The organism is Sphingomonas sp., from assembly GCF_965248875.1.
GTDB lineage: Bacteria > Pseudomonadota > Alphaproteobacteria > Sphingomonadales > Sphingomonadaceae > Sphingomonas.
This window is the reverse complement of sequence record NZ_CBDFKR010000011.1, coordinates 1,709,999-1,728,665: the sequence shown is the minus strand read 5'-3', so window position 1 is coordinate 1,728,665 and position 18,667 is coordinate 1,709,999. Positions and strand designations below refer to the sequence as shown.

The following is an 18,667-nucleotide window of genomic DNA, read 5'->3' as shown; positions in this document are numbered from 1 at the left end:
AGGGGAAGATGCCCCTGCCCGTGCCGCATGTTGGTGCGTGGAGGCCGGACCGGTACAAGGGTCCCGCAAGGTAACACCAAATGATGACCTCGATCGTCCCGCGGGTGGTGGCCTCGATCGACGATCGTGGCGATCCAGCCACCGGAGAAAGACCAGTCCATGGCGGCACACCGGCACGCCGCAGCACCTGTAGGACAGCTCTTTTCCGCGATGATGGACCGGGCGTGCCGGGTGCGTTAGCAGGCTGCGCATGACCGTCGACACGCCCGCCGCCGACGCCCGCGGCCTCTTCGCGCTCACCGTCTTCTATGGCGGGATGGTGACCCTTGGCGGCGTGCTCGGGGCAAAGCAGGTGGCGCTCGGGCCGCTCGCGGTGGAGGCCGGGATCTTTCCGTTCCTGACGCTGGTCGGCATCTCGTCGGGGGTCGCCGAGCTGTATGGCAAGGCGACCGCCGACCGGCTGGTCCGGTTCGGGTTCGTGCCGCTGCTGTTCGCGATCTTTCTCGTCTGGCTGGTCATCCGGCTGCCGACCGATCCGGGCATGTATGAGCCTGCCAAGGCCGCGTTTCCGATCATCCTGGCGCAAGGCTGGCGGATGATGGCGGCGGGCATCCTCGCCTACGGGATCTCGGTAACGCTCAACATCTGGCTGTTCGCGCGGCTGCGGACGGTGACCGGGCGCTGGGCAGGGCTCGCGGGGTTCATGGCGGCGGCGTTGTCGCAGATCGTCGACACGCTGATCTTCATCACCGCCAGCTTCTATGGCGAGCGGCCGATCCTGACCCTCATGGCTGGCCAGATGCTCGCCAAGGTGGTGCTGTCCGCCGTGCTGGTGCCGCTCATCATCGCGCTGGTGGTGAGGGTGGGACGGCGGCTGGATGGACGCGCGGCCGCGATCTGATCCCAGGTGATTGGCCTGTGCCGGCGCTTGCCCTAGGGCGCCCGGCATGACCGATCACACCCCCGACCCCGCGCTGCTCGCCAAGGCGGAGACGCTGACGGAGGCGCTGCCGTACCTGCAGCGCTATGCCGGCTCGACCTTTGTCGTGAAGTACGGCGGCCACGCGATGGGCGATCCGGAGCGGCAGCGCGACTTCGCCGAGGACATGGTGCTGCTCAAGGCGGTCGGGATCAATCCGGTCGTGGTGCATGGCGGCGGTCCGCAGATCGGCGCGATGCTGAAGCGGCTCGGCGTGGAGTCGCGCTTCGTCGACGGCCTGCGCGTCACCGACAAGCAGACCGCCGACATCGCCGAGATGGTCCTCGCCGGGTCGATCAACAAGGAGATCGTCGGCTGGATCGGTCAGGCGGGGGGACGCGCGGTCGGCATCTCGGGCAAGGATTCGGGGCTGGTCGTCGCCGAGAAGGTCGGCGGGCGGCGCGAAGCAGACCCGCGTCAGGGGATCGAGCGGCATGTCGATCTGGGCTTTGTCGGCGAGCCGGTGGCGGTCGACCGCGCGATCATCGACACGCTGACCGCTGCGGGCGTCATCCCGGTGATCGCGCCGGTCGCGGCGGGGGCGGACGGCCAGACCTACAACATCAACGCCGACACCATGGCGGGCGCGATCGCGGGTGCGCTGGGCGCGGCGCGGTTCTTCCTGCTGACCGATGTGGTGGGGGTCCTCGACAAGGCGGGCGAGCTGTTGACCGACCTCGACCCGGCGCGGATCGCGGCGCTGACCGCGGACGGCACGATCGGCGGCGGGATGATCCCCAAGGTCGAGACCTGCGTCGCCGCGGTCGAGGCGGGGGTGGACGCGGCGGTGATCCTGGACGGGCGGGTGCCGCATGCGATCCTGCTGGAGATCTTCACCCGCCAAGGCGCTGGCACGCTGGTGCGACGGGGCGCGCGCGACTAGGCGAGGTTGTGCCGTCCCGGTGCGACGCCTAGATCGCGGCAATGGTCATTCTTCTCTATCAGCTGCTGCAATATATCCTGACGATCGTCTGGGTAGTGATCTTCGTGCAGGTGATCCTCAGCTGGCTGGTCGCGTTCAACGTCGTGAACCGGCACGGGCCGGTGGTGAGCGGGCTGCTCAACGGGCTCGATCGGCTGACCGAACCGCTCTACCGGCCGATCCGCAACATCCTGCCCGATTTCGGCGCGCTCGATCTGGCCCCGATGGTGGTGCTGTTGATCGTGGTGTTCCTGCAGCGAACTGCGTTGCCGGCGCTGATGGTGGCGGCGTCGCCCGGCATGATGTGACCGCGCTGGCGGGGATAGGCTCCCGCCGCTAAAGCACGCGGCATGAGGGCTGCGATCATCGACGGAAAGGCACGGGCGGCGGCGCTGCGCGTGCGCATCGCCGCGCACGTCGCGCACTTCCGCGCGCAGGCCGGGCGCGCGCCGGGGCTGGCGGTGGTGCTGGTGGGCGACGATCCGGCCTCAGCGGTCTATGTCCGGAACAAGAGCCGGGCCGTGGCCGAGGCGGGGATGGCCGGCTTCGAGCATCGCCTGCCGGCCGACACCGCGCAGGACGCGCTGGAGGCGCTGGTCGACTGCCTCAACGCCGATCCGGCGGTGGATGGCGTGCTGGTCCAGTTCCCGCTGCCCGCCGGGCTGGACGAGCGGCGCATCTTCACCCGCATCGCGCCCGACAAGGACGTCGACGGGCTCAACCCGGAGAATGTCGGACGGCTGGCGGCGGGGCTGCACGGTTTTGCGCCCTGCACCCCGCTGGGCTGCGTCATGCTGTTGCGCGAGACGCTGGGCGATCTTTCCGGGCTGGAGGCGGTGGTGGTCGGGCGATCGAACCTGGTCGGCAAGCCGGTGGCGCAGCTGCTGCTGCGCGAGAACTGCACGGTAACGGTGGCGCATTCGCGCACCCGCGACCTGCCCGCGGTGGTGCGCCGCGCGGACATCGTCGTCGCCGCGGTGGGCGTGCCGAGGATGGTCCGCGGCGACTGGCTGAAGCCGGGTGCGACGGTGATCGACGTGGGGATCAATCGGGGCGATGAGGGGCTGGTCGGCGATGTGGATTTCGCCGAGGCGGCCGAGGTGGCGGGCGCGATTACGCCGGTGCCGGGCGGGGTCGGGCCGATGACGATCGCCTGCCTGTTGCGGAACACGCTGGTGTCCGCCTGCCGGCGCGAGGGCGTGGCGTACGACAAGGAGCTGTAGATGATCGGTCTGGCGCTCGCGCTCACCCTCTCCTCCGTTCGGCCTGAGCCTGTCGAAGGCCGTCCCGCCGCTGTTGATGTGGGCCGCCCTTCGACAAGCTCAGGGCGAAGGGGGAGAGGTCGGGCGGCAGCGCGCGCGCCGCAGACCGCGCTCGACGCCGAACGCGCCTTCGCGGCGGATGCGCAGACGCTGGGCCAATGGGCGGCGTTCCGGAAGTGGGCGGGGGCGGACGCGATCATGTTCGTGCCCCAGCCGACCAACGCGCAGGCATGGCTGCGCGATCGGGTCGAGCCGGCGCATGCCGTCGAGTGGTCGCCGACCGCCAGCTACCAGTCGTGCGACGGCAACGTCGTGGTCAATACCGGCGAGTGGCGGCGCGCGGACGGCAGCGTCGGCTATTTCACGACGGTTTGGCAGCGGCAGGCGGACGGCGGCTGGCGATGGCTGGTCGACAGCGGCGATCAACTGACCATACCGCGTGCGCGCCTGCGTCAACCAGCGATCGTTCGGGCGGTCTGCCCGTCGCCGGGTCAACCGCTTGGTCCGGCGCACATGTTCCACTCGCCGCCGCCGGAAGTGCAGGTCGGAACAGGCGCGTCGCCCGACCAGACGTTGAGCTGGGGATGGCAGTTCTATCAAGGCCGCCATACCCTGAGTGTCGCCTTGAACGGGCGAGGTGACGTCATCAACGACAGCGTTGCCCAGTGATTGAACTCTACGTCTCCTCGCTGATCACCTTCTTCGTCGTCATCGATCCGCCCGGCTGCGCGCCGATCTACGCGGGGCTGTCGGCGGGCGCGTCGCCCGCGCATCGGCGCGCGATGGCGGTGCGGGCGGTGGCCGTGGCGGCGGGCATCCTGCTGGTCTTTGCGCTGTTCGGGGAAGACCTGCTGCACGGCCTCGGCATCAGCCTGGCGAGCTTCCGCATCGCGGGCGGGATCATGCTGTTCCTGATCGCGCTGGAGATGGTGTTCGAGAAACGCACCGAGCGGCGCGAGGATCGCGCCGCCAAGGTCGCCGACGCGCATGTCGAGGATGTCAGCATCTTCCCGATGGCGATGCCGATGATCGCCGGACCCGGGTCGATTGCGTCGGTGATGCTGCTGAGCGCGCGGCAGCACGGATTGCAGGCGCATCTGGTCGTGCTTGCCGCGATGGCGACGATCCTGTTGCTGACGTTGGCGGCGCTGCTCGCCGCCGGGCCGCTGATGCGGTTGCTCGGCGCGCGGATCGAGGCGGTCATCACCCGGATGCTCGGGGTTCTGCTCGCCGCGCTCGCGGTTCAGTTCGTGATCGACGGGCTGCAGATCACGCTACGTTAGGTTGTCGGTCGAGCCTCCGAGCTGGCGGACGATGCTGCTCCACAGCTGGTCGGTATGCGCGATCACGGCGGCGCGCATCGCCGCCGCCTCGTCGTTCGGCGCATGCAGCGCGTTGAGGCCGTCGAGATTCTCGCGCCGCAGACGCTCCGCATGGTTGCGTGCATCGCCGCCGCCCGACAGGAGCAGCGACAGCCACACTCCTTCGGTCGCGGTGCGAAGCGCGACGATCTGGGCCTGAAGGTCGGCGATGGCGTCCATGAAGATGTCCTTAGCTGACGCGGTAGAGGATGTAGGGCGAATTGTGCGGCATGGGCAGACGGGTCAGCCAGGGGAAGGTCTGACCGCGCGCGAGCAGGTCGTAGAAGCCGCCGGGGTTGCGCGACCGGTAGATCGTCGACTCCGCCATGTTGGGGCAGGTCAGCAGAAGGGGCGCGCCGTGCGCCTGGATGATCCGGCGCGCCTCGTCCGGCGAACGGCCGAAGGCGTGCTGGACGTCGAGGATCGCCGCGCCGTTGCGGTGATAGGGGCCGGCGACCGCATCGTGATGGGTGATGGTGATGATGCGCGGACCCAGGTCGACGAAGCTGAAGATCAGCGCCCGGGGATAGCGGTTGAGCGTCAGCAGCCTTGTCGTGCGCATGCAGTCGCCGGTGGCGGCGTTGACCTTGCGCGAGACGGGGGTCGGCTTGTCGACGTGGAACCAGGTGACGGCGTAGCTCGCGAACAGTCCGGCCATGACCACGACCAGCACCGCGACCGGGCCGACGACGCGGATCAGCACCGAGCGATTGGCGCGGAGCAGCGGCAGCAGCAGCCAGCCGAGCGCGGTCGCGCCGGGGACGGCAAGCAGCGCCGCGGCGGGGCCGGCGCGGACCTGCCACATCAGCATCGCGGCGGCGAAGGCGGCGAACAGCGCTGGCGGCCACCATTCGGCCGCGCGCCCGCGGTCACGCGCGACCCGCTCGGCGACCGCCGCGCCGATCAGCCCGATGACCGGCAGCGCGGCGATCGGAAAGCCGATGCGCAGTGGGTGCTGCCAGATCGGCTTGGCCTCCTTGACGTTCGCGAGCCAGTTGCGCGCGAGTTCGTCCGACACCTGCTCGGGGCGGCCGAGGCATTGCGGGAAGGCGAGCGCGAACCCGGCGACGATCACCGCCCCGGCGGCAAGCGCGAGCGCGAGCCGGACTCCGCGCCGTTCCGGGCCGATGGCGGCGAGCAGATAAAGCAACCCGCCCGCGGCGACGGTGACGCTGAGCCACACCGGCGTCAGCGCATCGCAGCGCGCGACCCAGTTGGCGTTCGACGCGAACGCGACGAAGCCAAACGCGCTGCCCCCGCCCAGCGCCACGGCATAGGCGCGCAGCCGGTCGGCGTCGGCGCGATCCCAGACCCAGCGCAGCGCCAGGATGCCGCCCGCCATCGCGCCATAGGGCAGCATCTCCAGCCCGATCGCCAGGCTCGCCGCGGTCGACAGCCCCACGGTGACGCCGCCGCGCCGGGCCTGCGGATCGGTCAGGCCCGCCAGCGTGAGGCTGAGCAAGGCGAGCTGCCAGCCGTGATGGTCAATCCGCTCGGGCGCGAACATCAGCATCGGCACCGTCGCGGTGAGGAAGATCAGCGCCGCCAGCGGCCAGGCGAGCGGGTGGACCAGCCGCCTGACTGTCGCGCCGAGCCCGAGCAGCGCGATCGACAGCGGCAGCAGCGGCGCGATGCCGCAGGCGAGCCGCTCCGCCCAGCTCTCGGTCGTGAACTGGCGGAAGACGAGGATCAGCCCCGCGATCGGCAGGTCGACCAGCCGGCTCCAGTGGATGTCGAACCCGCGCGGCGGGTCCATCCGGTACTGGCGCAGGTCATACCAGCCCTGCCCGTGCAGCCAGGCGCGCACCTGCATCAGCCGCATGTTGTCGTCGGTGTCGCCGAGCGACAGCCACTGGACCAGGTTCCAGCTGTCGATCAGCTGCCACGCGGCATAGGCGGCCCAGATCAACAGCAGCCAGCTCTTCCAGTCGCCGTCGAGGTCGGCGAGCAGCCGCCGCCACCGCGACCCATTCGAAGCTTCCCTCACGCGCGTCCCCGCCCTACACGCCGCCGCTCTAGCTCAGGCGGGATGAAGGGCAAGTGACGGCGATATTGCGTCACGTCGATCGGTGGCGGCGGCACGAGGTGCTGGCGCAGCTCGTGCGCTTCGGCGTCACGGGACTGGCCGTCACCGCCTTCTACTCGGCGGTCTACTGGCCGATCGCCACCTATGGCCACCGGCTGATCCGGCTCGGCGGCACGACCGACCAAGGGGCGGTGTGGCCGCTGATCGCGGTGGTGATCGCGTTCGTGTCGGCGACCGCGGTCGGCAACGTCGCGCACAGCCGGATCAGCTTCCGCGGCCACGGCACGCGCGACGCGCGCACCGCGCACCGCTTCGTCGTGGTGCAGCTGTTCGGGTTCGGGCTCAACGCGCTCTTCACCTGGGTGCTGACCGGGCCGCTGCTGCACGGGCCGACTTGGTGGCCGCTGGTACCCGCGGTGGCGGTGACACCGCTCGCGACCTTTTGGCTGCAGCGCAACTGGGTGTACGCCTGAGCGATGACCAAGCGACATGGATAGGATCGTCTATGACCGGATGGCGGCGCATGACTCCACCCATTGGTGGTATCGGGCGCGGCGCGAGATCCTGGCCGATTACCTGACCCGCTACGGCGCGCTGGCGGCGGATGCGCGCATCCTGGAGATTGGGTGCGGGACGGGGCACAATTTGCCGATGCTGGCGCGGTTCGGCGAGGTCGAGGCGATCGAGATCGACGCAGCGGCGCGCACGATCGCGGCCGAGCGGCTGGGCAAGCCGGTCGGCGACGCCCCGCTGCCCGCGCTGCCGGGGGTGGAGCGCGGCGCCTATGACCTGGTCGCGGTGCTCGATGTAGTCGAGCATATCGAGGACGATGTGGCGGCGCTGGCCGCGATGCGGTCGTTGCTGAAGCCGGGCGGCAAGATTCTGATCGCGGTGCCGGCGCATCAATGGATGTGGTCGGCGCACGACGTCGTCAACCACCACCATCGCCGCTATTCCAGGGCGACGCTGCGCCGCGCGATCGCGGCCGCGGGGCTGAAGCCGACGCGGCTGCGGTGGTTCAATTCGCTGCTGTTCCCGCTCGCCGCGGCGGCGCGGATCGCGGGGCGGATCACGGGCAAGGACGACAGCGACGATTCGCCGCCGCCCGCGCCGGTCAACGCGCTGTTCGAGCGCATCTTCCGGCTGGAGCGTCACCTGGTCGGCAGGGTGCCGATGACGCCGGGCGTGTCGCTGGTGACGTTAGCGGTGCCGGTGTGATCCTCCGCGGCATTGAAGCCTAGCTGCGAGCGGCCTTGCACCGGCCCGGTCACGTCGGCGACGAGATAAAGCGGCCGGCGCTTCACCTCGACATACATCCGCCCCAAATACTCGCCGATCATGCCGAGCACGAACATCTGCACCGCGCCCAGAAACACGACGACGAGCATGGTCGAGGTCCACCCCTGCACCGCCGTCCCCGAGAAGAAGCCGATCGCGACGTAGATGAAAAGCAGGAACGCGACGCCGGTGAGTGCGAGTCCCGCGTGGCTGGCGAAGCGCAGTGGCGCGGTCGAGAAGCCGGTCACCGCATCAAAGGCCAGGCGCAGCATCTTCGCGAAGGGGTAGCTCGTCTCGCCCGCCGCGCGCTCGGCGCGGTCATAGGGGAACGGCACCTGACGAAACCCGACCCACGCCACCATGCCGCGGATGAAGCGCGCCTGTTCGGGAAGCGACAGGAAGGCGTCGAGCGCGCGCCGGCTCATCAGCCGGAAGTCGCCGGTGTCGAGCGGGATCTCCGTATCGGTCAGCCGGTCGAGCAGGCGGTAGAAGATGGCGGCGGTCAGCTTTTTGAACCAGGATTCGCCGTAGCGCTTGCGGCGGACCGCATAGACGACGTCGGCCTGCCGCTCGGTCATCAGGCTGCGCATGTCGGCGAGCAGTTCGGGCGGGTCCTGCAAGTCGGCGTCGATGATGAGGATCTGCTCGCCCGCGCTCAGGTCCAGCCCGGCGGTGAGCGCCAGCTGATGCCCGTGGTTGCGCGACAGGTTGACCGCGACCAGCCGCGGATCGGCGGTGGCGAGCGCCTGCATCACCGTCCAGCTGTCGTCGCGGCTGCCGTCGTTGACCAGGATGATCTCATGATCTTCCCCCACCGCCGCCCGCGCCGCCGCCGCGACCCGCGCATGCAATATCGGCAGGCACGCCGCCTCGTTGTAGCACGGAATCACGACGGACAGGGCCGGTCTTCGGGCGGGACGACGCATCATCGCAGTGTAGCCGCGCTTGCCGGCTGTCGGCAATCTAGCGAAGCAGGTTAGCTAAGGGGGCGCCCAATGGCGACGGTGACGGTTCACGAAGCGAAGACGCAGCTTTCGCGGCTGATCGCCCGCGCGCTGGAAGGCGAGGAGGTCGTGATCGCGCGGGGCAAGGATCCCAAGGTGCGCCTGGTACCCGTCGATCAGCCCGTGCCGGTCAGGCGGCGTGTTCCCGGCAGCATGGACGGGCAGTTCTCGGCGACACCCGACGCCTTTGATCCGCTGACCGACGATGAATTGCGCGAATGGGGCCTGCTATGGGGAGTCGCTGCTGATCGATACCCACCCGCTTCTCTGGTGGTTCAACCGGCACCTGGGCAGCCTCAGCGTAGTGGCCGGCGATGCGATCGCCGAAGCGCAGGCGCCGGTGTTCGTCAGCAGCGTCCGCGCGTTCGAAATCCCCACCAAAAACGCGATCGGCAAACTGCGTGGCGTCGACCTGCTGCTCGCCTCGTTCGAGCACCGGATCGCTGCCGAGGGCTTCCTGCCGCTACCGGTCGAGATGCGCCATGCACTCGCGGTGGCGGCCCTGTCGTTGCACCATCGCGATCCGTTCGACCGGCTGCTGCTCGCCCAGGCGCTGGTCGACGACCTGACGATCGTCTCGATCGACGAACGGTTCGATGCCCATAGCGTACGCCATCTGTGGTGACCTAAGCCGCTGCCCGTGCCCGTTCGGCGGTCACGCGCTCGAGCATCGACAGCGGCATGGCGCCCGCTTCGAGCACGTCGTGGAAGTGTTTCAGGTCGAAGCGTGCGCCGGCGATCCGCTGGGCCTCGGCGCGCGCGCGCCGCCAGGTGGCGTGGCCGATCTTGTATGAACACGCCTGACCCGGCTGACCGCAATAGCGTTCCACCTCGCGCTGCGAGCGCGGGCGGGCGAAGCCGACGGTGTCGACCAGATACTGCGTCGCCCGCTCGCGCGACCAGCCGAGCGTGTGGATGCCGGTGTCGACCACCAGCCGCGCCGCCCGGAACAGGAAGGACTGGAGATACCCCGCGCGTTCCAGCGGCGTCGCATAGCCGCCGAGCTCGTCGGCCAGCTGCTCGGCATACAGCGCCCAGCCTTCGAGATAGGCGTTGAAGAAGGCGATCTTGCGCAGCGGGTGGACGGGCGCACGCTGCGCGGTCGAAATCTGTAGGTGATGCCCCGGCACGCCCTCGTGATAAGTCAGCGAGGGCAGCGAGTATCTCGGCCAGTCGCCGACGCTTTTGAGGTTGATCCAGTAGATCGCGGGGCGCGAGCCGTCGAGCGGCGCGCGGTAGTAATAGCCGTTCGACGCGCCGTCCTGGATTTCGGGCGCGACGCGGCGGATGTCGAGCGGGGCGTTGGGCGGATCGGTGAAGGCCTGACCGAGGCGGGCCTGCATGGCGTGAACCCCCGCGTTCAGGCCTGCGATCAGCTGGGCTCGTCCCACGTCGCTGTCGGGGTAGAGCTGCGCAGGCGCATGGTTGAGCGCCGTCAGCCGTTCTCCGACGGTGCCCGCGGCCATTCCCTGCGTCCGCAGGATCATATCGAGCTGCGCCGTCAGGTCGGCGACCTGCTCCAGCCCCATATGGTGCACGTCGGTGGGCGACAGCGTGGTGGTGGTCGCCTGCGCCAGCGCCGCGGCGTAGATCGCTTCGCCGTCCGGCATCGCGCCGACGCCCGCCGCCGAGCGGGCCTGGCCGCGCAGCGCACGGACGGCGGCGATCTGCCGGTCGAGGGCGGGGTACACCTTCTGCTCGACCAGCCGTGCGGCGCGCCCGGCATAGTCGCCGGTCAGCCGCGCCGCCGCCGAGCGGGTCACCAGCGAGCTCGTCAGCGTGTTCGCGGCCGGCGCCGGTTGGCGCAGCTGCGCCATCTGACCCAGCGCCAGATCAAGGAGGAAACCGGGCGCGAGCCGACCCTTCGCGGCTTCCGACCGCTGCACCTGCGTGTCGTTGTCGAGGACGCGGTCGAACTGAGCGAGCCGGTCGAGATAGGCCTCGGCATCGTCAGCGTTTGCGATGCTGTGCGTGGAGGAGAGGAAATCCGGGATGTCGCCGTAGGCGCCGTCCTGCTGCGTGATCCGATACGGATGCTGGGGCGAGCCGATGCCGAAACGCGCGGGACCGACGATATCACCGTCGAGGTTGTAGAGGATCACCTCGCGGTCGATCCGGGCCTGCGACGACAGAACGGCCGGCGCAACCGCCTCGACCAGCGCCTTGTACCGGCGGGTGCGGGCGAGGTCGTCGGCGACGGCGTTCGGGCCGTTGTCCGACAGACGATGGCGAAGCGCGGCGTTCGCCTCCTTGTCGAGGCCGAGCGACGTGGCGCCTTCGGGATTGTTGCGGACGCCGTCGGCAAAGACGAAGTCAAACGCCGCGGTCAGCGCCGCGTCGCCGGTCTGCTCCGCGCTCACGCCGGCAGGCAATATCGCGACGGTAGCGGCGGCGGCGCCCGCGGCGACGAACTGGCGGCGATCCATGCTGCTTCTCCTACACCCGTTCGACGCTGTGCACCGCGTCCGCCGCGCGCAGCGCGCTCATGACGCGGAGCAGCTGGGCGCGGTCGTGGACCTCGACGTCGATCTGGTTGGTATGGAAGCGGGTGTCGCGCGTGTCGAGGCGCAGCTCGACGATGTTGGCCTTGTGCCGGCCGATGATGGTCGAGACGATGCCGAGCGCGCCGGGCTCGTTCTTGACCATCACCGACAGCCGCGCGACCGCGCCGTCGGCCCCCTCGCCCCAGGCGAGATCGACCCAATCGGTCTCCTCCGCCGAGCGCTCGGCGAGTTCGGCGAGGACGCCGCAGTCGATCGCGTGGACCTCGATCCCCGCGTCCGGCCGCCGCAGCCCGACGATGCGGTCGCCCGGCACCGGATGACAGCATTGTGCGAGGTCGAAGGCGACCCCCGGTGTCAGCCCCTTGATCGAGATCGCCTGTGTCTGGGGCGCGGCCTCGGCGACGTCGGCCCCCGCAGAGCCGGGCATCAACGCCTCCATCACCGCCGCGTCCGACAACGTCCGGCGTGCGACCGCGGCGAGCAGCGCCGGTTCGTCGGCGAGCTTCAGCCGCCTCAGCGCATGCTCGGTCGCGTCGGCGGCGAGCGGGGCGGGCAGGCGTGCGACGATGTCGTCGAGCAGCTTGCGCCCGAGCTGCTGTTGCTCGTCGCGCTCCTTGTGGCGGAGATGGCGGCGGATGCCGGCAAGCGCCTTGCCGGTGATCGCCACGTCCAGCCACGCCGTCTGCGGCTCCTGCGCCTTGGAATGAAGGATCGCGACCTGATCGCCATTGTCGATCACCGTCGACAGCGGCACGACGCGGCCGTTTACCTTCGCGCCCACGGCCTGGTCGCCCAGCTCGGTATGGACGGCGTAGGCGAAATCGATTGGGGTCGCGCCCTTGGGCAGCTGGATCAGCTCGCCCTTCGGCGTGAAGGCGAAGATGCGGTCGGCGTACATCGCCATGCGGGTGTGTTCGAGCAGCTCCTCGGGCGTGGCGGCGGTGTCGAGGATCTCGACCAGATCGCGGATCCAGCTGTGGTCGGCGTCGGCCCCCGGTACCGGGCGCACCTTGCCTTCCTTATAGGCCCAATGCGCGGCGAGCCCGAACTCGGCCTCGGCGTGCATCGCCCGCGACCTGATCTGGATTTCGACGCGGGTGTTCTCGGCGTGGATGACGCTGGTGTGGAGGGAGCGATAGCCGTTGCGCTTGGGAGTCGAGATATAGTCCTTGAACCGCCCCGGCACGAACGGCCAGCGGCGGTGCACCTCGCCCAGCGCGCGGTAGCAATCCTCGTCCTCCGGCACGATCGCGCGGAACGCCATGATGTCGGACAGCTGCTCGAAGCTGATGTGGCGCTCTGCCATCTTGCGCCAGATCGAATAGGGATGCTTCTCGCGCCCCGAGATTTCGGCGTCGATGCCGTGGCGCGCGAGCAGCAGCTTCAGCCCCGACCCGATCTTGGCGATCTTGTCGCCGCCGCCTTCCTTCAGCTGCGCGAGGCGGCGGGTGATCGATTGATAGGCGTCGGGCTCCAGCTGCTCGAAGGCGAGCTCCTGCATCTCGCGCATGAACTCGTACATGCCGACGCGCTCGGCCAGCGGTGCATAGATGTCGATCGTCTCACGCGCGATTCGGCGCCGCTTTTCCTCCGACTTGATGTGGTGAAGGGTGCGCATGTTGTGGAGCCGGTCGGCGAGCTTGACCAGCAGCACCCGGATGTCGTCGGACATGGCGAGAAGGAATTTGCGCAGGTTCTCCGCCGCACGCTCATTGTCCGACTGGGCTTCGATCTTGGAGAGCTTGGTGACGCCGTCGACCAGCCGCGCGACGCTGGGTCCGAACAGCTGCTCGATCTCTTCGGGGGTAGCGACCGTGTCCTCGACGGTATCGTGAAGAATGGCGGTAGCGATAGTCTCGTCGTCGAGATGCAGGTCGGTCAGGATACCCGCCACCTCGATCGGATGGCTGAAATAGGGGTCGCCCGAGGCGCGCTTCTGCGTGCCGTGCTTCTGCATGGAGAAGACGTAGGCGCGGTTGAGGAGCGCCTCGTCGGCGTTCGGGTCATAGTCGAGGACCCGGTCAACCAGCTCATATTGCCGCAGCACGCCGCCCTTTTGACCGGGCGGCGTGCTGCTTTGCAACAAGTTAGTGGCTTAGCGCGCCGTCACGCTGGTCGCCGCGGCCGCACCGCCGCGGGCATGCGCGTTGCAGCGGGCGAGCTGGTCGGCGTCGAACGCGCGGCCGGAAACGCTGAATGACGCGAGCGCGCCGGTCGAGCGGGCCACGGCATCGCACAGCGCGGTGTCACGCTCCGGCGCGCGGGCGGCGACATAGGCGTTACCCTGCAGCGTCCACGGCGTCTCGCGGGTGACGAGCGAGGTGCGCGTCGGCTGGGCGGCGGGGACGGCGACATAGTAACCGCCGGCGGCGCCGATGCTCTGCGCATGCGCGGTGCCCGCGATCATGGTGGTGCCGACCAGGGCGGCGGCGGTGAGGGCGATGAGGTGACCGAAACGACGCATAGGAACCTCCTGTTGAATTGCGTTGCGAATCACTACCTAAGCGATTACGTTTCTAGTTGCAACCGGAAACTTGTTTTATATTTCCGATGTGCGACAGTGGATTGCAGGCCGTAAAGGCCGGAGAGGATTCGAGGATGGGCAAGCTTCGGGAAAAGCTGGACGAATGTTCGCTACCCGCCGCGCTGGACGCGGTCGGCGAGCGCTGGTCGTTCCTGATCCTGCGCGCCGCGTTCAACGGCTTGCACCATTTCGAGGAGTTCCAGTCGGAGCTGGGGATCGCGCGCAACATCCTGGCCAATCGGCTCGCCAAGCTGGTCCAGGTCGGGATCATGCAGCGCGAGCCGATGCCCGACGACCGGCGGAAGATCCAATACACGCTGACCGCCAAGGGCGCCGCACTGCTGCCGACGATGATCGCGATGCGGCAATGGGGCGAACGGTGGGAGACGTGCGTGCCCGCCTATCCCGTGCTGGTCGATTGCATCGATCACCGCCCCGTCCAGCCGATCGCGGTGCTCTCGCATGACGGCCGCGCGCTGGAGCTGGGTGACCTGCTCTGGGCGTTGCCTGCCGACATCGCGCGCGATCCGAACGAGGCGATCGCGGCGGAGTAGCTCAGACCAGCAGCCGCCAGCCGACCACCGCCAGCACCACCGCCAGCACCGGCGTCAGGAACCGTTCGGGCGCGCGGGTCGCGATATAGCTGCCGACCAGCACGCCGGGTATCGACCCGCACAGCAGCGCCAGCAGCAGCCCGGCATTGACCGACCCCATCGCCAGATGCCCCAGCCCAGCGAGCAGCGTCAGCGGCACCGCGTGCGCGATATCGGAGCCGACCAGCCGGGCCAGCGGCGCACGCGGGTAGAGGGCGATCAGCGCCGTCATTCCCAGTGCGCCCGCGCCGACCGAGGTCAGCGTCACCAGTGCGCCGAGCACCACGCCGAGCAGTACGGTCAGCACCGCCATCCGGGCCTCGCTGGCCCCGCCCGTCGACCGCGACAGCCGCGCGATCACTGCGGTGCGGAACAGCGTCGCGATCCCGGTCAGGACCAGCACCGCGCCCAGCACCACCGCGATCGTCTCGTTGGTCTTGTCCGACTGGATCCCCGCCGCCCACAGGATCAGTAGCGTGACGGCGCAGGCGGGCAGGCTGCCGCTCGCCAGCCGCCGCACGATCCGCCAATCGACGGTGCCGCGCCAGCCATGCATCCCGGTTCCCGCCAGCTTCGTGGCCGAGGCATAGAGCAGGTCGGTCCCGACCGCTGTGGCGGGATGAAACCCGAAGAACAGCACCAGCACCGGCGTCATCAGCGAGCCGCCGCCGACCCCGGTCAGCCCGACCAGCAGACCCACCAGCACGCCGGCGATTGGATAAAGCGGATTCACGGGCGTGCGCGGCGCGTGGGGCTCAGCCCGTGCCCTGCGCCGGGATGTTGATGCCCATGCCCGCCAGGTAGCGCTTCACGTTGCGGGCCGCCTGGCGCAGCCGCTGCTCGTTCTCGACCAGTGCGATCCGGACGAAGCCTTCGCCGTTCTCACCATAGCCGACACCCGGCGCGACGGCGACTTTGGCCTCGGTCAGGAGCTGTTTGGAAAACTCCAGTGACCCCAGATGCTTGAGCGCCGGCGGCAGCGGTGCCCAGGCGAACATGGACGCGCGGGGACTTGGAATGTCCCACCCGGCGCGCGCGAAGCTTTCGACCAGCACATCGCGGCGCTTGTGGTACAATGCGCGGTTCGTCTCGACGATGTCTTGGGGACCGTTCAGCGCAGCCACGGCTGCGGCCTGGATGGGGGTAAAAGCGCCATAATCCAGGTAGGACTTCACCCGCGTCATCGCCGCAATCAACTTCTTGTTTCCGACCGCGAAGCCGATCCGCCAGCCGGCCATCGAGAAGGTCTTCGACAAGCTGGTGAACTCCACCGCGACGTCCTTCGCGCCCGGCACCTGCAGGATCGAGGGCGTCGGGTTGCCATCGTAATACAGCTCCGAATAGGCGAGGTCGGACAGCACCCAAACCTCGTTCTTTTTCGCCCAGGCGACGAGGCGTTCGTAAAAGGCGAGGTCGACCGCCTCCGCCGTCGGGTTCGACGGATAGTTGACCACCAGCACGCTGGGGCGCGGCACGGTGAAGGCGACGGCGCGGTCCAGGCTCTCCCAATAGGCATCGTCGGGCGTGGTCGGCACCGCACGGATCGTCGCGCCGGCAATGATGAAGCCGAAGGTGTGGATCGGGTAGGACGGGTTGGGCGCCAGCACCACGTCGCCGGGCGCGGTGATCGCGGTGGCGAGGCTGGCCAGCCCCTCCTTCGACCCCATCGTCACGACCACCTCGGACTCGGGATCAAGGTCGACGCCGAAGCGGCGACCGTAATAATTGGCCTGGGCGCGGCGCAGCCCGGGGATGCCCTTGGATTGCGAATAGCCGTGCGCGTCGGGCTTGCGCGCGACCTCGACCAGCTTCTCGATGACATGATCCGGCGGCGGCAGATCGGGATTGCCCATGCCCAGATCGATGATGTCCTCGCCGCCTGCCCGCGCCGCGGCCCGCATCGCGTTCACTTCGGCGATGACATAAGGCGGCAGCCGCTTGATGCGGTAGAAGTCGTCGGACATGGGCGCGACCTTACGCCAATCCTGGCTTGGCGGAAATGGCGCAGCGGCTATGACTGGTGCGTCCACCAGTCTTGAGGGAGTCCAGGCCCGTGCTGCCCTTCCTGCTCGCCGCCGTCGCCGGTCCGATATGCGCGGGCGTGCCGCTCCCCGCCGCGGTGCAACGCTACGCCACGCTGACGCAGGCGCAGGACGTGCCGGCGCTGGCGCGGCTGTTCGGCCGCGACGGCGTGCTGGTCGGTCCCGGCGGCGCACCGCTGACCGGGGCGGGGGAGGTGGCGCGCTTTCTCGGCGGATTTCGCGGCTATCGCGTCGTCGAGGAGCGGATGACCGTCGAGACGGTCGGGCCGGCGGCGGACAGCTGGCAGGTGAGCGGCGGGTTTGCGCAGCGTGGCGCAACGCCGGACGGGGCACCCTATGCCACCCACGGCGTTTACACCATGCGCTGGCGCTGCACCGCCGTCGGATGGCGGGTGCTTCGCGTTGCGACGGAGAGTGCGCCGTGACTGACAACCCCTCGCCCACGCCCAATCCGCCCCCAAATCCATTGGCTTGGCTGCAGACGGTCGGCGCGCAGCAGGAGCAGCTGCTGGAGCGGGCGATCGTCGCGATGAAGGAGGCCGGCGGCACGGTGCCCGGCGTCAATGATCCGGCGACGGTGGAGCGTGTCGGGCAGTTTTGGCGTGACGGGCTGCAACTGTGGCGGCGGTTCCTGGCGCCGGTGGCGGAAGCGCCGGCTGACAAGCGCTTCAAGGACGAGAGCTGGCGGCAGCCGGGGTTCGCCGGGCTGGCGCAGGCCTATGCGCAGGCAAGCGACGCGCTGATGGCGGCGGTCGACCGGCTGGACGGCGTCGGCGACACGCAGCGGGAGCGGCTGCGCTTTTCCGCGCGCGCGTTGACGGAGGCGATGAGCCCATCCAATTTCCCCTGGACCAACCCGCAAGTGCTCCAGCGCACCGCCGAGACCGGCGGGCAGAACCTGGTCAAAGGCATGGGCAACATGCTCGCGGACCTGCAGAAGGGCCAGCTGACGCATACATCTGCCGACGCGTTCGAGGTGGGCCGCAATTTGGCGACGACGCCGGGCAAGGTGGTCAAGCGTACCCCGCTCTACGAGCTGATCCAATACGCGCCGACCACGGACATGGTGCTGGCGACGCCGCTGGTGATCTTCCCGCCTTGGATCAACCGCTTCTACATCCTCGACCTGACGCCGGAGAAGAGCTTCATCCGCTGGGCGGTGGGGCAGGGGCTGACCGTCTTCATGGTGTCGTGGAAGTCGGCGGACGCGAAGATGAAGGACGTCAAGTGGGACGATTATGTCGCCGCGCAGATCGACGCGATCGACACCGTCCGCGAGCTGCTGGACGTGCCCGCCGCGCACGCGATCGGCTATTGCGTGGCTGGGACGACATTAGCGGCGACGCTGGCGGTGCTCGCCGCACGGGGTGAGGCGGACAAGGTGGCGAGCGCCACCTTCTTCACCGCGCAGGTGGATTTCGCCGATCCGGGCGAGCTCAAGCATTTCGTCGATGACGAGCAGATCGCGCTGATCGGCCGGATGGCGACCGATGGCTATGTCGACGGCCGCATCATGGCGGCGACCTTCAACCTGCTGCGCGGGCGCGACTTGATCTGGAACTATGTCACCAACCACTATCTGCTGGGCGAGGAGTATCCGGCGTTCGACCTGCTCCACTGGAACGGCGACACGACCAACCTGCCCGCGGGGTGGCACCAGGATTATCTGAAAGACCTGTATCGCGACAATCTGCTGGTCGAGCCGGGGCGGCTGTCGGTCCTCGGCACGCCGGTCGACCTCGGCCGCGTCGCGACGCCAGCTTATGTCCAGGCGGGGCGCGAGGACCATATCGCGCCGGCCGAAAGCGTGTGGAAGCTGACGCATCATTTCCACGGCCCGTTGCGCTTTGTGCTCGCCGGATCGGGGCATATCGCAGGCGTCGTGAATCCGCCTGCGGCAGGAAAATATCAATATTGGACCAACAGCGCCAAGGTCGCGACGCTGGCCGAGTTCGTTGCCGGCGCGACAGAAACGAAGGGGAGCTGGTGGCCCGACTGGATCGCCTGGCTGCACGGCTTCGGCGCCGATGAGGTCGCGGCCGAGGGCGCGCGGACGCCGGGGGCGGGGAGCCTGGCGGCGCTGGGCGACGCACCCGGAGAGTATGTTCGGGCCCGCTAGCCCGCACCGTGGCAGGATTGCTGCACCGCAACATATTGTTGACACGGCCGCGC

20 protein-coding genes and 1 pseudogene are annotated in these 18,667 nt (G+C 68.9%); 13 read left to right on the top strand and 8 right to left on the bottom strand.

What is annotated here, in order from left to right; all coding sequences use genetic code 11:
* Positions 1–250 precede the first annotated feature (250 nt).
* Genes ACP2AD_RS15635 through ACP2AD_RS15610 form a run of 6 tightly spaced genes read left to right on the top strand, consistent with a single transcriptional unit; the run spans position 251 to position 4,446 of the window.
* Positions 251–901, top strand: a complete 651-nt coding sequence (locus ACP2AD_RS15635) for a queuosine precursor transporter (protein WP_425230962.1) — start codon at positions 251–253, stop codon at positions 899–901.
* Positions 902–947: 46 nt separating this feature from the next.
* Positions 948–1,862: an acetylglutamate kinase gene (gene argB / locus ACP2AD_RS15630; RefSeq protein ID WP_425230961.1), complete on the top strand. Its 915-nt coding sequence runs from the start codon at positions 948–950 to the stop codon at positions 1,860–1,862.
* Between the two features lie 41 nt (positions 1,863–1,903).
* A complete protein-coding gene (locus ACP2AD_RS15625; protein WP_425230960.1) occupies positions 1,904–2,209 on the top strand; it encodes a YggT family protein in 306 nt (101 codons plus the stop codon).
* A gap of 42 nt (positions 2,210–2,251) precedes the next feature.
* On the top strand, positions 2,252–3,124 hold the full coding sequence (folD, locus tag ACP2AD_RS15620; RefSeq protein ID WP_425230959.1) for a bifunctional methylenetetrahydrofolate dehydrogenase/methenyltetrahydrofolate cyclohydrolase FolD: 873 nt from the start codon (positions 2,252–2,254) through the stop codon (positions 3,122–3,124).
* Entirely contained in the window at positions 3,125–3,832 is a 708-nt protein-coding gene (locus ACP2AD_RS15615; RefSeq protein WP_425230958.1) for a hypothetical protein, read from the top strand.
* Positions 3,829–4,446 (top strand): MarC family protein, encoded by a 618-nt coding sequence (locus ACP2AD_RS15610; protein ID WP_425230957.1) that lies wholly within the window; start codon positions 3,829–3,831, stop codon positions 4,444–4,446. Before ACP2AD_RS15615 ends, ACP2AD_RS15610 begins: the two co-directional genes overlap by 4 nt.
* Here ACP2AD_RS15610 and ACP2AD_RS15605 read toward each other — a convergent pair.
* A complete protein-coding gene (locus ACP2AD_RS15605) occupies positions 4,438–4,704 on the bottom strand; it encodes a hypothetical protein (RefSeq protein ID WP_425230956.1) in 267 nt (88 codons plus the stop codon). The two genes, ACP2AD_RS15610 and ACP2AD_RS15605, sit on opposite strands and share 9 nt — an antisense overlap.
* A 10-nt stretch (positions 4,705–4,714) precedes the next feature.
* A complete protein-coding gene (locus tag ACP2AD_RS15600; protein ID WP_425230955.1) occupies positions 4,715–6,511 on the bottom strand; it encodes an AcrB/AcrD/AcrF family protein in 1,797 nt (598 codons plus the stop codon).
* Between the two features lie 53 nt (positions 6,512–6,564).
* Between ACP2AD_RS15600 and ACP2AD_RS15595 the strand changes: the two genes are divergently transcribed.
* Both ACP2AD_RS15595 and ACP2AD_RS15590 read left to right on the top strand, forming a co-directional pair.
* Entirely contained in the window at positions 6,565–7,023 is a 459-nt protein-coding gene (locus ACP2AD_RS15595) for a GtrA family protein (RefSeq protein ID WP_425230954.1), read from the top strand.
* Between the two features lie 16 nt (positions 7,024–7,039).
* Entirely contained in the window at positions 7,040–7,768 is a 729-nt protein-coding gene (locus ACP2AD_RS15590) for a class I SAM-dependent methyltransferase (protein WP_425230953.1), read from the top strand.
* Here the strand turns inward: ACP2AD_RS15590 and ACP2AD_RS15585 are convergent.
* Complete coding sequence (locus tag ACP2AD_RS15585) at positions 7,702–8,754, bottom strand: glycosyltransferase family 2 protein (protein WP_425230952.1); 1,053 nt, start codon at positions 8,752–8,754, stop codon at positions 7,702–7,704. The two genes, ACP2AD_RS15590 and ACP2AD_RS15585, sit on opposite strands and share 67 nt — an antisense overlap.
* Before the next feature lie 69 nt (positions 8,755–8,823).
* Between ACP2AD_RS15585 and ACP2AD_RS15580 the strand changes: the two are divergent.
* Positions 8,824–8,892, top strand: a pseudogene (locus ACP2AD_RS15580) (hypothetical protein); the annotation flags it as partial.
* A 145-nt stretch (positions 8,893–9,037) separates the two neighbouring features.
* A complete protein-coding gene (locus ACP2AD_RS15575; RefSeq protein WP_425230951.1) occupies positions 9,038–9,457 on the top strand; it encodes a type II toxin-antitoxin system VapC family toxin in 420 nt (139 codons plus the stop codon).
* 1 nt (position 9,458) lies between these two features.
* Here ACP2AD_RS15575 and ACP2AD_RS15570 read toward each other — a convergent pair whose 3' ends face one another.
* Genes ACP2AD_RS15570 through ACP2AD_RS15560 form a run of 3 tightly spaced genes read right to left on the bottom strand, consistent with a single transcriptional unit; the run spans position 9,459 to position 13,800 of the window.
* On the bottom strand, positions 9,459–11,258 hold the full coding sequence (locus ACP2AD_RS15570; RefSeq protein WP_425230950.1) for a DUF885 domain-containing protein: 1,800 nt from the start codon (positions 11,256–11,258) through the stop codon (positions 9,459–9,461).
* 10 nt (positions 11,259–11,268) lie between these two features.
* Positions 11,269–13,383 carry a RelA/SpoT family protein gene (locus ACP2AD_RS15565; RefSeq protein WP_425231189.1) on the bottom strand — a complete coding sequence of 705 codons (2,115 nt, stop codon included), beginning with the start codon at positions 13,381–13,383 and terminating at the stop codon, positions 11,269–11,271.
* Between the two features lie 48 nt (positions 13,384–13,431).
* Entirely contained in the window at positions 13,432–13,800 is a 369-nt protein-coding gene (locus ACP2AD_RS15560) for a CC_3452 family protein (protein ID WP_425230949.1), read from the bottom strand.
* A gap of 134 nt (positions 13,801–13,934) precedes the next feature.
* Between ACP2AD_RS15560 and ACP2AD_RS15555 the strand changes: the two genes are divergently transcribed.
* On the top strand, positions 13,935–14,414 hold the full coding sequence (locus ACP2AD_RS15555) for a winged helix-turn-helix transcriptional regulator (RefSeq protein ID WP_425230948.1): 480 nt from the start codon (positions 13,935–13,937) through the stop codon (positions 14,412–14,414).
* Position 14,415: 1 nt separating this feature from the next.
* Here ACP2AD_RS15555 and ACP2AD_RS15550 read toward each other — a convergent pair whose 3' ends face one another.
* Together ACP2AD_RS15550 and ACP2AD_RS15545 are read right to left on the bottom strand one after the other, a co-directional pair.
* Complete coding sequence (locus ACP2AD_RS15550; RefSeq protein WP_425230947.1) at positions 14,416–15,186, bottom strand: sulfite exporter TauE/SafE family protein; 771 nt, start codon at positions 15,184–15,186, stop codon at positions 14,416–14,418.
* A gap of 22 nt (positions 15,187–15,208) precedes the next feature.
* Entirely contained in the window at positions 15,209–16,417 is a 1,209-nt protein-coding gene (locus ACP2AD_RS15545) for an LL-diaminopimelate aminotransferase (protein WP_425230946.1), read from the bottom strand.
* Positions 16,418–16,506: 89 nt separating this feature from the next.
* Here ACP2AD_RS15545 and ACP2AD_RS15540 point away from each other — a divergent pair, with 89 nt between their 5' ends.
* Positions 16,507–16,920 (top strand): nuclear transport factor 2 family protein, encoded by a 414-nt coding sequence (locus tag ACP2AD_RS15540; RefSeq protein WP_425230945.1) that lies wholly within the window; start codon positions 16,507–16,509, stop codon positions 16,918–16,920.
* The gene (locus tag ACP2AD_RS15535; RefSeq protein WP_425230944.1) at positions 16,881–18,614 is read left to right on the top strand and encodes a PHA/PHB synthase family protein; all 1,734 of its coding nucleotides are present in this window, start codon (positions 16,881–16,883) and stop codon (positions 18,612–18,614) included. The genes ACP2AD_RS15540 and ACP2AD_RS15535 overlap by 40 nt, the downstream gene beginning before the upstream one ends.
* The last annotated feature ends 53 nt before the right edge of the window (positions 18,615–18,667 follow it).